Here is a 15,556-nt window from a genome sequence, read left to right on the forward strand (position 1 = left end):
ATGCGCGCCAGGGGCGCGCACAGCCGCATCAGGTCTCGTTCTGCGGCATTTCGATCTTGACCTCCAGGACCTCCAGCGTGTCCTGGCGTTCCAGGTGCACCTTGATGTCCTCGGGGTTGATCTTCACGTATTTCGAAATGACGGCGATAAGCTCCTGCTGCAACTGCGGCAGGTAATCGGGCGAGTCGCCGCGGCCCCGCTCGTGGGCCAGGATGATCTGCAACCGTTCCTTGGCGACGGATGCGGAGGTCTTCTTTTGACCAAGCAGAAACGACAGGAAGGACATTGCTTACTTGCCTCCGAACAGGCGTTTCAGGAAACCGGGCTTTTCATAGTCGGTAAAGCGCAGGGCCTTGTCTTCGCCAAGGTAACGGGCCACGACGTCCTTGTAGGCTTCGGAAACGTCGGTGTCTCTGAGGTGGATGGCCGGCAGGCCCTGGTTCGACGCTTGCAGCACCGCTTCGGATTCGGGGATCACGCCGATCAGCTTGATGCGCAGAATGTCCTCGATGTCGCCCAGCGACAGCATTTCGCCGTCGACCACGCGCTTGGGGCTGTAGCGCGTCAGCAGCAGGTATTCCTTGACCGGTTCATCGCCTTCCACGGCGCGCTTGGACTTGGCGGCGAGGATGCCCAGGATGCGGTCGGAGTCGCGCACCGACGAGACTTCCGGGTTGGTCACGACCAGCGCGTCGTCGGCGAAATAGGCGGCCATCAGCGCGCCCGTTTCGATGCCGGCGGGCGAGTCGCAGACGATGTAGTCAAAGCCCATGCCCTTGAGGTCATTGATGACCTTTTCCACGCCTTCCTGCGTCAGCGCGTCTTTGTCGCGCGTCTGCGAGGCGGGCAGGATGAACAGGTTTTCGAGCTGCTTGTCCTTGATGAGAGCCTGGTTGAGCGTGGCTTCGCCCTGGATCACGTTGACGAAGTCGTACACGACGCGACGTTCGCAGCCCATGATCAGGTCGAGGTTGCGCAGGCCGACATCGAAGTCGATGACAGCGGTCTTGTGGCCCCGCATCGCGAGTCCCGCAGAAAAACTGGCGCTGGTCGTGGTTTTGCCCACGCCGCCTTTGCCGGAAGTCACCACAACAATGCGTGTCATGACGATCAAACCCTTATGTTCGAATAAATCGCGTTATCGTAAAGCAAAAAGCCCTTGTAAGGCTTCTTACAGGATGTGTTGAAATTTGCGCGGGTGTCTGCGCGTGCGCATTGGCCGCCGCTGGCGGCCAGATTCCGGATATCAAGCCTTGAGGGCTTCGATGCGCAGCGTGTCGCCGTCCAGGCGGACCAGCGCGGGCTGGTTCTGCAGCGTGCGGTCCAGCTTGTCCTCGACCACGCGGTACACGCCGGCCACGGCCAGCAGCTCGGCGTCCAGGTGGGTCGTGAAAATGCGCGCGGAGGTATCGCCGCGTGCGCCGGCCATGGCCTTGCCGCGCAACGGGCCGTAGACGTGGATGTTGCCGTCGGCAATGACTTCGGCGCCCTGGCTCACCATGCCGATCACCACCAGGTCCGTGTGGCGCGCGTAGACGCGCTGGCCGGAACGCAGCGGCTTGGTAATGACCAGCGCCGATGACGAGTGCGGCGCGGCGGGCGTGGGACTGGAGGCCGAGGTGGTGTTGCTGGCTGCGCGCGCGGGCAGCGGTTCGCCCGCGGGTTTGTCGGCGGGCGCTTCCGGTTCGGCGGCTGCTTCGGTGGGGGCTGCCGCGGTTTCGATCGCGGCGGCCGGCACCGAAGGCACCGGCGTGGAGACGTCGTTGGGCGGCGCGGTGTCGATCACTGGCGCGGGCCGGGCCGCGGGCGTGGACAGTTCAACCGGAGTGAGGCCCGCCGCGCGCGCGGATTCCAGATTGGCGCCTTCGGCGACCACGCCGATGGGAGGCAGGTTATGGCCGCGCAATGCCGCCACCAGGGCGGTCCAATCGATTTTTTCCTCGACGCGGCTGGCGTCGACGACCACGGGTTCGTTTTCGAAGAAGCTGCCGGCATCGGCCATGCGCTTGGCCAGGGCGGCGTTCAGGCGTTCGGGGTCGGCGCTGTGCAGGACCACCCGGATGGCATAGAGGGTGGCGCTTTTGAAGTCCAGGGCTAGGGATTCAGTGTTCATCTTGATTGTGGCTGGCGGTCTTGGGGCCGGGAAACGGCGGGCTCGACCGGCTGCGGGGTTCGGGGGATGATAACCCGCCCAGGGGCCGCATGCGCAGGGGGCGGACCCAAAGAAAAAGGCGCCTTTCGGCGCCTATTTCCGGCAATGCGCGCGCGGCGCGTCAGCCTTGCGCCCAGGAGTCGCGCAGGGTCACGATGCGGTTGAGCACCGGCGCTTCGGGGCTGGATTCCTTCAGGTCGGCCGTGAAGTAGCCCAGGCGTTCGAACTGCCAGGTGGCGCCCGGCGTGGCGACGGTGCCCGGCTCCAGCCAGGCCGTGACGGTCAGCTTGGAGTTCGGGTTCAGGCAGGCCAGGAAATCCTTGTCGCCGCCGTCCGGACGCGCATCGGCGAACAGGCGGTCGTACAGGTGGATCTGGGCGGGCACCGCATGGGCCGCGCTGACCCAGGTGATGTTGCCCTTGACCTTGACGCTGTCGGCGCCCGGCGTGCCGCTCTTGGTTTCCGGCAGGTATTCGGCCTGGACCTCGATGACCTCGCCGGCTTCGTTCTTGGTGAAGCCGGTGCAGCGCACCACGTAGCCGTATTTCAGGCGCACGGTATTGCCCGGGAACAGGCGGAAGTACTTCTTGGGCGCTTCTTCGCGGAAGTCGTCGCGTTCGATCCAGAGTTCGCGCGACAGCGGGAACTCGCGCACGCCGGCTTCGGGATCGTGCGGGTTGCGCGGCGCGGTGCAGATCTCGGTCTGGCCTTCCGGGTAGTTGGTGATGACCAGCTTGAGCGGGTCCAGCACGGCCACCGAGCGCGGGGCGACCGGGTCCAGGTCGTCGCGCACTGCCTGCTCCAGCAGGCTGTAGTCGATGCGCGAGTCGGACTTGGACACGGCGGTGCGGTCGCAGAACAGGCGGATCGAGGAGGGCGTGTAGCCGCGCCGGCGCAGGCCGAAGATGGTCGGCATGCGGGGATCGTCCCAGCCGTCCACGTGGCCTTCGCGCACCAGTTGCAGCAGCTTGCGCTTGCTGGTGACGACGTAGCTCACGTTCAGGCGTGCGAATTCGTACTGGTGGGGCAGCGGCTGCGCCAGCTTGCCGAGTTCGGCCAGGCGCGCCAGGATCCAATCGTAGAACGGACGCTGGTCTTCGAATTCCAGCGTGCAGACGCTATGCGTGATGCCTTCCAGCGCGTCTTCGACCGGGTGCGCCCAGCTGTACATCGGGTAGATGCACCACTGGTCGCCGGTGCGGTGATGGTGGGCGTGGCGCACGCGGTACATGACCGGGTCGCGCAGGTTGATGTTGGGCGAAGCCATGTTGATCTTCGCGCGCAGCACCAGGCTGCCGTCCGGATGCTTGCCGTCGCGCATTTCGCGCAGCAGCGTCAGCGACTCGGCGGCCGGGCGGTTGCGCCAGGGCGAGTCGGTGCCGGGTTCGGTCAGCGTGCCGCGGTTGGCGCGGATCTCTTCGGGGCTTTGCTCGTCGACGTAGGCGTGGCCGGCCTCGACCAAGGCCTCGGCGAACTCGTACATGTAGCCGAAGTAGTCGCTGGCGAAGTACAGGTTGTCATTGCCGTCGGCCTTCCAGTCGAAGCCCAGCCAGTGCACGGCCTCGATGATGGCGTCGACGTATTCCTGGTCTTCCTTTTCCGGATTGGTGTCGTCAAAGCGCAGATGGCAGACGCCGCCGAAATCGCGGGCCAGCCCGAAGTTCACGCAGATGCTCTTGGCGTGGCCGAGGTGCAGGTAGCCGTTGGGCTCCGGCGGGAAGCGCGTGCGGATGCGGGCCGAATCCAGTCCGCCTTGTTGTTGCAAGGCCGCCGGGCCAGGCTTGCCCGCCCAACGCTTGCCTGCGAAGCGCTGGGCTTCGAGGTCGTCTTGAACGATGTTGAGCAGGAAATTTGATGCGGCAGGGGTCGGCGTCGTGGCGGAGGTCATTCTTGAAAGAATAGGAAAAAGCAGCGACAAAGAGTCAATTTTGCCACGTTCCGCAGGCGGGGCCTTTTTGCTGCCGGTGCAACCGGTTTCAAACTGTCCCCACAGTCATGTAACTGGCTCTACACTACGGGCCATCATGGACATATCCACGTTATCCCTGGCCCGCACGCAGTTCGTGGCCAGCCTGAGCTTTCTGGCGTTTTTCCTGGCCTTCTCCCTGGCGCTCGCCTGGGTACTGCTGTTCTTCAAGATCAGGGCGCGCTGGTCCGGCCAGGGCGGCTGGACCGCCGCGTACCGCTTCTGGGTGCGGATATTCGCCCTGGCCTTCGTGCTGACGCTGGCGGCCAGCGTGCCGGTGCTGATCCAGCTGGGCAGCCTGTGGGCCGGCCTGATGGACAAGATCGGCAACGTGGCAGGCCCCTTGCTTGGCTACGCCATTCTCTCGGTCTTCATCCTCAAATCCTGTTTCCTGGGCGTCATGCTGTTCGGCCAACGCCGTGTGTCGGACGGCGCCCACACGCTGGCCGTGCTGATGGTGGCGGTGGGGCAGCTGGTGGCGGTGTTCTGGGTGCTCGCGCTGCAATCCTGGATGCAGACGCCGGACGGCGCGCTGCTGGTCGATGGACGCTATCAGGTCTATGACTGGATGGCCGTGGTGCTGAATCCCTCCGTGGGCTGGCGCATGGCGGTGGTGATGGTGGGCGCGGCGCTGGCCGCCGCGTTCCTGATGATGGGCGTGACGGCGCTGCAGGCCCTGCGGCGTCCGCTGGGCGACGGCGAGCGCAACGCGTTCAAGACCGCGCTGGTGGTCGCCGTGGTGGGGGCTTTCATGCAGTTGCCGGTCGCGACCGGCGCCGGGCAGATGATTGCCAAGCTGCAGCCCGCCAAGGCCGCCGCCGCCGCGGGCTATTGGGAAAGCGGCGCAGAGCCGCAACTGGTGCTGTTCGCCTGGCCCGATGCGCGCGCCCATACCAACGTGGCCGACGTGACCCTGCGCAACATGGGTGGGATGTGGCTGCACCGCAACCAGGACGGCACCTACCGCGGCCTGGACAAGTATTCGGGCATGCTGCCGCCGGTGGCGCTGACCTTCTGGTCGTTGCGCGTGGCGGCAGGGCTGGGCTTGCTGATGCTGGCCGTGGCCTGCGTGACCTTCCTGTGGACGTTCCGGCGCGGGCTGGACCCGTCCACGCTGCCGCCGTGGTGGCAGCGGGTGCTGTGCGGCATGATGTTCTCCGGCGCCATCGCCGTCGTGGCCGGGTGGTGGGTATCCATCCTGGGCTTGCAGCCGTTCGCGGTGAACGGCACCGTCACGCAGTCCGAGGTGCTGGGCATCGTGGCGTCCAGCACCGTGCTGTACGGGTTGATCGGCTATGGCGTGCTGTACCTGTTGCTGCTTGCGGCGTTCGTCGGCATGCTGTTCCACGCGGCGCGCTATGGCGTCGTGCCCGTGCGCAAACTGGCTGGAGGTACGCCATGATCGCCATGCTGGCCGCCTCCCAGGGCCTCAACCCCGACGATCCCTCTTTCTGGATGCCGCTGGCCTTCATGGCGCTACTGTTCGTGGTGATTGCCGCGGGCATGGTGCTGGACGGTTTCGACCTGGGCGTGGGCATCCTGCTGCAACTGGCGCCGGAACACGAGCGCGGCCGCATGATGAGCCTGCTGAGCCCGTGGCGCGACGCCAATGAGTTCTGGCTGCTGCTGGGCATGGGCCTGTTCGCGGCGGCGTTCCCGTTCGCCTGGGGCGCGGTGCTGGGCAAGCTCTACGGACCGCTCACCTGCATGGTGCTGGGCGTGGTGCTGCGCAGCGTCTCGTTCGAGTTCCGCATCCGCGCGCGCAACGAAATGAAGCCGCGCTGGATCTTCGGCTTCTGGGCGGGGTCGCTGATCACCGCTTTCGGCCAGGGCATGCTGCTGGGCCGCATCGCCACCGGCTACCAGTCCGATGCCGGCTACGGCTGGTTCTCCATGTTCGTCGGCCTGTGCGCGGTGGCGGCCTATGTGCTGCTGGGCGCGTCCTGGCTGGTCATGCGGGTGGACGGCGATCTGCAGCGCCGCGCCGCCAACTGGGCCCGCCACGCCATCCGCTGGACGGCGGTGGGCATGGTGGCCATCGCGGTCACGCTGGGTCTGGCCAACGCGGGTATCTTCTACAAATGGAGCAACATCGCCCACCTGAGCCTGGCGGCGACGGTCTGGGTGCTGATGCTGGCGGGTTTCGTCGCAGCCGAAATGCTGCTGGCGCGGTTGCCGGGCAAGGCCGACCGTTTCAGCTGGCTGCCGTTCGTGCTGTGCGTGGCGCTGTTCCTGCTGATGCTCAGCGGCCTGGCCTACAGCCTGTTCCCCTACCTGATCCTGGACGACATGACGCTGTGGGACGGCGCGGGCGCGCTGGGTTCGATGCGCCTGGTGCTGGCCGGGGCGGTGGTGGGCATACCGGTGGTGCTGGTGTTCAACATCCTGGCGTACCGCTCGGTGTTCGGCAAGGAACGCGCCCCGGTGCCGCTGCTGCCGCCGCCGGGGTGATCCGGCCGGGAAGTCCGGCCGGAGCCGTCGTCACAAGACCGGCTTCGCTACCCGCTGCAGGATTTCTTCGCCGTAGGCTTCCAGCTTGCGGGCGCCCACGCCGCTGATGTGGCTCAGCTCGTCCATGGATTCGGGCTGGGCCAGGGCGATTTCGCGCAGGGTCGCGTCGTGGAAGATGACGTAGGCCGGCACCCCGTGGCTCTTGGCGACTTCGCCGCGCCAGGCGCGCAGGGCCTCGAATACAGGTTGCAGTTCGGCCGGCAGGTCGATGGCTGCCGCCTTGGGGCGGCCGCTGCCGCTCTTGCCCGAGCGCGGTTTCTTTTCGGACTCCCGGCGCAGCATCAATTGGCGTTCGCCCTTGAGCACGGCGCGGCTGCCTTCGGTCAGGGCCAGCGTGCCGTAGCCTTCGTGGTCCACCGTCAGCAGGCCTTGCGCCAGCAATTGGCGCAGCACGCCGCGCCAGGCGGTGTCGCTCAGGTCCGCGCCCACGCCGAATACGCTCAGCGTTTCGTGGCCGTGCTGCTTGGTGCGGTCGGTGACCTTGCCGCGCAGGATGTCGATGATGTGGCCGGCGCCATAGCGCTGGCCGCGTTCCTTCCACAGGCGGTAGACGGCGGACAGCACCTTCTGCGCCGCGACCGTGCCGTCCCAGGCCTGCGGCGGTTCCAGGCAGACGTCGCAATTGCCGCAGGCCGTGATCTGCTGGCCGAAGTAGGCCAGCAGACGCACGCGCCGGCATTCCACCGTTTCGCACAGCCCCAGCATGGCGTCCAGCTGCTGGCCCAGGCGGCGGCGGTAGGACTCTTCGCCCGGCGATTCGTCGATCATGCGGCGCTGCTGCACCACGTCCTGCAGGCCATAGGCCAGCCAGGCCGTGGCAGGCAGGCCGTCGCGGCCGGCACGGCCGGTTTCCTGGTAATAGCCTTCCACGGACTTGGGCAGGTCGATGTGCGCCACGAAGCGCACGTCGGGCTTGTCGATGCCCATGCCGAAGGCGATGGTGGCCACCATGACCACGGCGTCCTCGCGCAGGAAGCGCGCCTGGTTGGCGGCGCGCACCTGCGCGCTGAGGCCGGCGTGATAGGGCATGGCGTCGATGCCCTGGTTGCACAGGAACTCCGCGGTCTCTTCCACGCGGGCGCGCGACAGGCAATAGACCACGCCCGATTCGCCTTCATGATCGGTCTGGATCATTTCCAGCAATTGCTTGCGCACCTCATTCTTTTCGATGATGCGGTAGCGGATGTTGGGGCGGTCGAAGCTGGAAACGAAGTGGCGCGCATCGTCCAGCGACAGGCGCTGGGCGATTTCGCGGCGGGTGTCGGCGGTGGCGGTCGCGGTGAGCGCGATGCGCGGCACGTCGGGCCAGCGCTCGTGCAGCATCGACAGGCCCAGGTATTCAGGGCGGAAGTCGTGGCCCCACTGGGACACGCAGTGGGCCTCGTCGATGGCGAACAGCGCGATGCGGCCGCGTTCCAGCAATTGCAGGCAGCGGTCGGTCAGCAGGCGTTCGGGCGCCACGTACAGCAGGTCCAGCTCGCCGGCCAGGAAGGCCTGCTCGACGTCGCGGGCCACCCGCCACTCCTGCGTGGAGTTGAGGAAGGCCGCGCGCACGCCCAGTTCGGTCAGGGCGTCGACCTGGTCCTGCATCAGCGCGATCAGGGGCGACACGACGATGCCGGTGCCTTCGCGGACCAGGGACGGAATCTGGTAACAGAGCGACTTGCCGCCGCCCGTGGGCATGAGGACCAGCGCGTCGCCGCCGTCGATCACCTGTTCGACAATGGCTTGCTGGTCGCCGCGGAAGGATTCGTAACCGAAAACGCGCTGCAACACGCCGAGGGCGCGCGCGTCAGACATGGGGGTAGGCCGGGAGCATCATGGCAGGGATTTTAAGCCGCAATTCCGCCGGACCTTTTCCGGCAGGGAGATTTCTGTCCTGACCGCGGTCTGCCTACCAGCTCAGCCAGGTGCCGCGCATGAAGGTATCGACGGGCATGCTGAGGTTGGCGCGCCATTCGTAGTTGCCGGAAATGATGTCGCGGTCCGCGCCCACGGCCAGCTTGACCTTGGGCGCGACGAACATGCTGTGCGACAGGCCCACGCGCTGTTCGGCCAGCTCGGAGCCTTCCCGCAGCCCCGAATAGGTGCCGCTGAGCACGCCCCAGCCGGTGATGGGGACGCCGGCGGAAAGCGTGTTACGGGTGTGCGCCGCCGAAACCCCGCCGCCCGAGTAGCTGGACAGGTCGCCGTAGCCCGCGCCGACCTGCTCGTTGGAATAGCCCAGGTTGACGGCGTCGGCCACGGCCACGTTGTAGTCGAAGCGATAACGCCACGCGCTGGCCGCGTCGAAGGTGCTTTGCGTGGCCCCGGCGCGGAAGGTTCCATAGTCGCCCGCGGCGTAGGTGGTACCCATGCCGCGCGTCGTCAGCGACGGCGCGCTTTGCATCTGGCCCTCCACGGTCAGCGCCGGCGTAAGGCCGTAGCGCACGCTGCCGCTGCCTACCGGGTCGCCGTAGTCCACGGCCCCGGAACTGGCGGCCGGGTCCATGCGGTTCAAGCGGCCCAGCGACGAGGAATAGCCGAAGCTGCCTTCCGGGGCCGTGGCGCCGGATCCGGCCCAGTTCGAGATCTGCAGCCCGCCCACCGGCGCGCCGCTGCCCCAGGCGGGCGCCCTGGCGTCGATGTTGCCGACGGCGACGGAGGGGCCCGAGGTATTGCGGTAGACCCAGTTGCGGTTGCCGCCGTAGCGCAGGCCATCCTGGCTGCTGGCGGAGGCGAACCAGGGCCGGGAAGCGCGCGACACGCCAGAGATCATGACCACGGGTATGCGGGGCAGGTCGCCATCCTGGAGGGTGAGCGAGTAGTCCGGCGCAGGGTCTTCGGGCGTCGCGAGCACGGTGCAATCCTGCGGAACCGGCGCGGGCTGGGCATCGCCGGACAGTCCCAGTCCGGTGCCGGGGATCAGGTCCGTGTCGCCCGTGCTGTGTACGCTGGTGTCCAGCGCCGGCTCCATGGTCTGCATGTCGCAAGGGGACGGATCCAGCGGCACCGCGCGCGACGCCATCGAGGCTGCGGGGCGCACGGGCATGGGTTGAACCGGGGACAGTATGCCGATGCCGCGCGCAGAGGGCGGAGCGGGCATATAGGGGGACGCCGCAAGCGGATCGCCCAGGGCCGGGGCGATCGGGCAGGCAGAGGCCGCGACCAGCGCGGCGCGCAACAAGGGTTTTCGCCAGAGGAATGCAGGGGCGACCATAGGCACAGTGTAGAAAGGGAGCGCTGCCTTGCCTGTAAACGTTTTTTAGCAAAGCGGACAGAAGGCGGGCCGGGTTCCATTTTAGGGCCAGTCCGCATCGGGCGCTGCGCCTTGGCGGGAAAGCGCTGGTAAACGCGCTCAACATCGTGCAACAGGTATATTTCAGTTGATTTCCCGCCTCTTGCGGCTTGTGGCGGCGGGCCGCACTATGGCATCCATGGACAATCCCCACACCAAGCTGCTGGTCGTCGACGACGATCCGGCCCTACGGCAATTGCTGGCCGACTACCTGAACCGGCACGGCTACGACACCCTGCTGGCGCCGGACGCCACCGACCTGTCGTCCCGCATCACCCGCTACGCGCCCGACCTGCTGGTGCTGGACCGCATGCTGCCCGGCGGCGACGGCGCAGACGCCTGCCGCCGCCTGCGCGAGCAGGGCGAGGACATCCCCGTCATCCTGCTGACCGCGCGTGACGAGGCGGTGGACCGCATCATCGGCCTGGAGGCCGGCGCCGACGACTACGTCGGCAAGCCGTTCGATCCGCGCGAGCTGCTGGCCCGCATCGAAGCCGTGCTGCGCCGCAAGCGCGGCCCGTCCGCGCTGACCAAGGACGCGCCGGTCTCGTTCGGTCCCTTCGTGTTCGATCCCTCCACCCGCCAGCTGTCGCGCGAAGGCACGGTGGTCAAGCTGACCGGCGGCGAAATCAATCTGCTGGAGGCGCTGGTGCGCAACGCGGGCAAGCCGCTGTCGCGCGAACGCCTGCTGGCGCTGGCGCGCGACGACGACGCGGGCGAACGCAATGACCGCGCCATCGACATCGCCATCCTGCGCCTGCGCCGGGTCATCGAAGACGATCCCAAGCAGCCGCGCTGGATCCAGACCGTCTGGGGCATTGGCTACCGGTTTTCGCCCTGATGCGCTTTTCTCCCGGCTTCCTGGTGCCGCGTTCGCTGCGGGCAAGGCTCATCCTGCTGATCCTGGGCTCGGTCCTGCTGACGCAGGCGGCCACGCTGGTGACGGTGTCGTACTTCCGGCACAAGTTCATGGAAGACGTGGCCATCGGCTACATCGTCACCACCATCCGCACCTTGCGCGCCGCGGTGTCGCAGGTGCCGGCGGAGGAACGCGCCGACTTCGTGCGCGCCGCCTCGCAGAACCAGTGGCGCCTGTGGTCGCGGGTGCTGCCCGCCGAGGCCAAGCTGCAACGCTTCAATGGCCGCCGCCCGCCGCCGAAGGCCGCCCCGAAGCCGCCGCCTCCGCCGCCCGCGGACATGCAGATACACGGCCCGCCGGCGCCGCCCCCCCCGGAAGTGCGCGACGAGGAGCATGGCGATGAACGCGCCAGCGCCAGGGAAGGCGAGCGCGCGCGCGATCGCGACCGCGAAGAACACAGCCGCCGCTATCAGCCTGAACCGGATGACATCCGCCGCGACCTGCGGGTGCTGGTGCAGCAGCTCAATGAACGTTTGAACGACGGCACGCGCGTGGCGCTGTCGCGCGGACCCACGCCGGAGATCTTCATTTCGCTGGCGCCCAACCCCGCCAGCGAGGACGCGCCGCGCCTGCGCGAATGGCTGGTCATCCCGCTGGACCGCCTGGATCCGCCGGTTGCGACGCCGTTCATCGCCGCCTGGCTGGGCGGCCTGGGGCTGCTGCTGTTGCTGGCGGTGGGTTTTTCCTGGCACATCACGCGTCCTATCACCCGGCTGGCCGACGCGGCCGACCGGTTGGCGGCAGGGCAGCCGCAACGGGTCGAGCCCTCGGGCCCGCACGAAACGCGGGTATTGGGAGAACGCTTCAACGCCATGCTGGATGCGCTGTCCGAATCCGATTCGGTGCGCCGCACGCTGCTGTCGGGCCTGCCGCATGACCTGAAGGGTCCCTTGTCGCGGATGTGGCTGCGCATCGAGCTGGCCGACGACTCCAAGCTGAAGGAGGGGCTGCGCGCGGACCTGCAGGACATGCAGCACATGGTCGACCAGTTCATCGGCTTCGTGCGCGGCACCGACCCGGCCGCCTACCGCTACGCCTCGATGCTGCTGTCCGACTGGCTGACCGAGCGCGTGGGCGCCTGGCAGGGCGCCGGCACCGATATCAGCCTGCGGGCCGGCGACGACGTCGCGACCCTGGTGGTGCAGGCGGACGCCGTGGCGCTGGGCCGCCTGCTGGACAACCTGATCGGCAATGCGCTGAACCACGGCGCGCCGCCGGTCCAGGTCAGCCTGAGGCATGAGGGACGCCACGCGGTGCTGGACGTGGCCGACCATGGCTCCGGCATCGTGCCGGAACGGCGCCAGGAAGCGCTGCGCCCGTTCAGCCGCCTGGACGACGCGCGCACGCGCACCGGCAGCGTGGGCCTGGGGCTGGCGCTGGCCGAGGCCATCGCGCGGGCCCATGGCGGCTCGCTGGAGCTGCTTGAGGCGGAGTCCGGCGGGCTGTGCGTGCGGGTCAAGCTGCCGCTGTCCGAGACGTCCTAGGGGCGCCCGCAAGGGCGCTCGCTTCCCCCTGGGCGGGGCGCGCTACGGTACGATGCATCCTGCTCAGCATTTTGTCGTTTCCGCACCATGGCCATCCAGTCCGATTCGCTTTCCTCCCGTCCCGACGCCCCCCGTATCGTGGCGCCGCAGCCGGTCTCGCCCAACGAGGAGTCGATCGAACGCGCCCTGCGGCCCAAGGCGCTGGACGAGTACGTCGGCCAGCAGCGCGCCCGGGAACAGCTGGAGATCTTCATCGCCGCAGCCAGGAAGCGCGGCGAGGCCCTGGATCACGTGCTGCTGTTCGGTCCCCCGGGCCTGGGCAAAACCACGCTGGCCCACATCATTGCGCATGAAATGGGGGTGCAGCTGCGCCAGACCTCCGGTCCGGTGCTGGAACGCCCGGGCGACCTGGCGGCGCTCTTGACCAACCTGGAAAAGAACGACGTCCTGTTCATCGACGAAATCCACCGCTTGTCGCCCGTGGTCGAGGAAATCCTCTATCCGGCGCTGGAGGACTTCCAGATCGACATCCTGATCGGCGAAGGCCCGGCCGCGCGCAGCGTGAAGCTGGACCTGCAGCCCTTCACCCTGGTCGGCGCCACCACCCGCGCCGGCATGCTGACCAACCCCCTGCGCGACCGCTTCGGCATCGTGTCGCGGCTGGAGTTCTACAACGCCGCCGATCTCGGCCACATCGTCACGCGCAGCGCCGGCCTCTTGAACGCCGGCATCACGCCGGACGGCGCGGCGGAAGTCGCGCGCCGCGCCCGCGGCACGCCCCGCATCGCCAACCGGCTGTTGCGCCGGGTGCGCGACTATGCCGAGGTCAAGGCGGGCGGCACCATCGATGCGGACGTCGCGGGCCGCGCGCTGGCCATGCTGGAGGTGGACCCGCAAGGCCTGGACCTGATGGACCGCAAGCTGCTCGAGGCCATCATCCATAAGTTCGACGGCGGTCCCGTCGGCGTGGACAGCCTGGCCGCCGCCATCGGCGAAGAGCGCGACACCATCGAGGACGTGATCGAGCCCTATCTGATCCAGCATGGCTACCTGCAGCGCACGCCGCGCGGCCGCACCGCCACGCTGACCACCTGGCGCCACCTGGGGCTGACCCCGCCCGCCGGCGCCACGGCGGGCTCCGGCGATCTTTTCGGGAAGTAGGCTGCGGGCAAACCGGACCGTGCCCGGGCGCCGGAGGGCGCCCGAAGCCGGCCGCGGGTTTATCATCCGGAGGTTTTGATTATTCTCCGCGATCAAAGGACCCAAGCCCATGCAGCCCGAATTGCCCACCTATGACGACGTCGTGCGCGCCAGCGAGCGCCTGGCCGGCAACGCGCACCGCACGCCCGTACTGACCTCGGCTACCGCCGATGCGATCAGCGGCGCGTCGGTCTTCTTCAAGTGCGAGAACTTCCAGCGCATGGGCGCTTTCAAGTTCCGCGGCGGCTACAACGCCATCGCCCGCCTGACCCCGGAACAGCGCGCGGCCGGCGTGGTCACGTTTTCGTCGGGCAACCACGCGCAGGCCATCGCACTGGCCTCCAAGCTGCAAGGGGTGCAGGCCACCATCATCATGCCGTTGGACGCCCCGGCCGCCAAGCGCGCCGCCACCGAGGGCTATGGCGGCAAGATCGTCACCTATGACCGCTACACCGAGGACCGCGAGGCGATCGCCCGCCGCATCCATGCGGAAACCGGCGCCACCCTGATCCCTCCCTATGATCACGAAGACGTGATCGCCGGCCAGGGCACCGCCGCCAAGGAACTGTTCGAGGAAGTGGGCGAGCTGGACTACCTGTTCGTCTGCCTGGGCGGCGGCGGCCTGCTGTCGGGATCGGCCCTGTCCGCCTACGCGCTGAGCCCGCGCTGCCTGGTCTACGGCGTCGAGCCCGAGGCTGGCAACGATGGCCAGCAGTCCTTGCGCAAAGGCGAAATCGTCCGCATCCCGGCGCCCAAGACCCTGGCCGATGGCGCCGCCACGACGCACCTGGGCAACCTGACCTTCCCGCTCATCCAGAAGCATGTGCGCGACATCGTCACGGTGACGGACGAACAGCTGGTCACCACCATGCGGTTCTTCGCCGAACGCATGAAGATGGTGGTGGAGCCCACCGGCTGCCTGGGCGCGGCCGCCGTCATGCAGAACGTGGTGCCGGTGCGCGGTGCGCGGGTCGGCGTCATCATCAGCGGCGGCAACGTCGACCTTCCGGCCTACGCCAAGCTGCTGGCGGGCTGACCCCCTTCTGGCGGCCCCCTTGCGGGCCGCCGCCGCGCGCTTGCGGTTGTCGCGTGTGCAAGGCAGAATCGGGACTGAATCCTGACGAACAGGGGCTGCGACATGCGTATCCTTGTCATCGGCGGCACCGGTTTCATAGGCCGTCATCTGGTAGCGCGGCTATCCGCGGATCAGCATCAGATCGTCGTGCCCACCCGGCTCCACAGCCGCGGGCGCGACCTGCAGATTCTTCCCACCGTGACCTTGCTCGAAGCCGACGTGCACGACGACGCCACGCTGGACGGCCTGGCGCAGGGCTGCGACGCGGTCATCAACCTGGTGGGCATTCTGCACGGCAACGCCGGCCGGCCTTATGGCTCGGAATTCGCGCGGGCCCACGTGCTGCTGCCGCAGCGCATCGCGCAAGCTTGTCGCCGGCAGGGCGTGCGCAGGCTCATCCACATCAGCGCGCTGGGCGCCGATTCCAACGGCGACAGCATGTACCAGCGCTCCAAGGGCGACGGCGAAGCCGCCATCAAGCAGGAATTCCAGGGCAATCAGGACGGCGGCTGGACCATCTTCCGGCCCTCGGTGGTCTTCGGTCCGGACGACAAGTTCACCAATATGTTCGCCGGGCTGGCGCGGTGGCTGCCGGTGCTGCCGCTGGCCGGCGCGCATGTGCGCATGCAGCCGGTCTACGTGGGCGACGTGGTCGCTGCCATCGTCTCGGCCCTGGGCAATACGCACACCTGCGGCAAGACCTATGAACTGGGCGGACCCCAGGTCTACACCTTGGGCGAGATCGCGCGCCTGTGCGCCGCCTGGAGCGGCCATCCGCGGCCGGTGGTCAGCATGCCGATGGGCGTGGGCCGCATGCAGGCCCGGCTGTTCGAATGCATGCCGGGCACGCCTTTGATGTCGCGCGACAATCTGGATTCCTTGCGCCGCGACAACATCTGCAGCGGGCCGATCGCGCCCGAACTGCACGTGGTGCCGACGGGCCTGGAAGCCGTGGCGCCGCGCTACCTGTAA

13 protein-coding genes are annotated in these 15,556 nt (G+C 67.8%); 7 read left to right on the top strand and 6 right to left on the bottom strand.

Features of this window, described 5'->3' with window-relative positions:
- Positions 1-28 precede the first annotated feature (28 nt).
- From minE to IB259_RS17330, 4 genes are all read right to left on the bottom strand, one after another.
- Positions 29-286 (bottom strand): cell division topological specificity factor MinE, encoded by a 258-nt coding sequence (gene minE / locus IB259_RS17315; protein WP_006217654.1) that lies wholly within the window; start codon positions 284-286, stop codon positions 29-31.
- A 3-nt stretch (positions 287-289) separates the two neighbouring features.
- Positions 290-1,105, bottom strand: coding sequence for a septum site-determining protein MinD (gene minD, locus IB259_RS17320; RefSeq protein WP_041652327.1), 816 nt, complete (start codon positions 1,103-1,105; stop codon positions 290-292).
- Between the two features lie 141 nt (positions 1,106-1,246).
- A complete protein-coding gene (minC, locus tag IB259_RS17325) occupies positions 1,247-2,113 on the bottom strand; it encodes a septum site-determining protein MinC (RefSeq protein WP_054457360.1) in 867 nt (288 codons plus the stop codon).
- 160 nt (positions 2,114-2,273) lie between these two features.
- On the bottom strand, positions 2,274-4,040 hold the full coding sequence (locus tag IB259_RS17330) for a glutamine--tRNA ligase/YqeY domain fusion protein (protein ID WP_054457358.1): 1,767 nt from the start codon (positions 4,038-4,040) through the stop codon (positions 2,274-2,276).
- Positions 4,041-4,176: 136 nt separating this feature from the next.
- Between IB259_RS17330 and IB259_RS17335 the strand changes: the two genes are divergently transcribed.
- Both IB259_RS17335 and IB259_RS17340 read left to right on the top strand, forming a co-directional pair.
- A complete protein-coding gene (locus tag IB259_RS17335; RefSeq protein WP_054457356.1) occupies positions 4,177-5,520 on the top strand; it encodes a cytochrome ubiquinol oxidase subunit I in 1,344 nt (447 codons plus the stop codon).
- The gene (locus tag IB259_RS17340; RefSeq protein ID WP_059371616.1) at positions 5,517-6,569 is read left to right on the top strand and encodes a cytochrome d ubiquinol oxidase subunit II; all 1,053 of its coding nucleotides are present in this window, start codon (positions 5,517-5,519) and stop codon (positions 6,567-6,569) included. The genes IB259_RS17335 and IB259_RS17340 overlap by 4 nt, the downstream gene beginning before the upstream one ends.
- Positions 6,570-6,599: 30 nt before the next feature.
- On the opposite strand, the gene recQ is transcribed toward IB259_RS17340, so the two are convergent.
- Together recQ and IB259_RS17350 are read right to left on the bottom strand one after the other, a co-directional pair.
- Complete coding sequence (gene recQ / locus IB259_RS17345) at positions 6,600-8,429, bottom strand: DNA helicase RecQ (protein WP_054457350.1); 1,830 nt, start codon at positions 8,427-8,429, stop codon at positions 6,600-6,602.
- A 94-nt stretch (positions 8,430-8,523) separates the two neighbouring features.
- Complete coding sequence (locus IB259_RS17350; RefSeq protein ID WP_054457347.1) at positions 8,524-9,828, bottom strand: hypothetical protein; 1,305 nt, start codon at positions 9,826-9,828, stop codon at positions 8,524-8,526.
- A 217-nt stretch (positions 9,829-10,045) separates the two neighbouring features.
- On the opposite strand from IB259_RS17350, the gene IB259_RS17355 reads away from it, so the two are divergent.
- The 5 genes from IB259_RS17355 to IB259_RS17375 all read left to right on the top strand — a co-directional run bounded on the left by IB259_RS17355 (position 10,046) and on the right by IB259_RS17375 (position 15,556).
- The gene (locus IB259_RS17355; protein WP_054457345.1) at positions 10,046-10,747 is read left to right on the top strand and encodes a response regulator; all 702 of its coding nucleotides are present in this window, start codon (positions 10,046-10,048) and stop codon (positions 10,745-10,747) included.
- The gene (locus IB259_RS17360; RefSeq protein ID WP_192329763.1) at positions 10,747-12,309 is read left to right on the top strand and encodes an ATP-binding protein; all 1,563 of its coding nucleotides are present in this window, start codon (positions 10,747-10,749) and stop codon (positions 12,307-12,309) included. The genes IB259_RS17355 and IB259_RS17360 overlap by 1 nt, the downstream gene beginning before the upstream one ends.
- A gap of 87 nt (positions 12,310-12,396) precedes the next feature.
- Positions 12,397-13,470, top strand: a complete 1,074-nt coding sequence (ruvB, locus tag IB259_RS17365) for a Holliday junction branch migration DNA helicase RuvB (RefSeq protein WP_054457342.1) — start codon at positions 12,397-12,399, stop codon at positions 13,468-13,470.
- Between the two features lie 109 nt (positions 13,471-13,579).
- A complete protein-coding gene (locus IB259_RS17370; protein WP_054457340.1) occupies positions 13,580-14,545 on the top strand; it encodes a threo-3-hydroxy-L-aspartate ammonia-lyase in 966 nt (321 codons plus the stop codon).
- A gap of 102 nt (positions 14,546-14,647) precedes the next feature.
- Complete coding sequence (locus tag IB259_RS17375) at positions 14,648-15,556, top strand: complex I NDUFA9 subunit family protein (RefSeq protein WP_054457338.1); 909 nt, start codon at positions 14,648-14,650, stop codon at positions 15,554-15,556.

It is taken from the genome of Achromobacter sp. ACM04 (genome assembly GCF_014851465.1).
GTDB lineage: Bacteria > Pseudomonadota > Gammaproteobacteria > Burkholderiales > Burkholderiaceae_B > Achromobacter > Achromobacter aegrifaciens.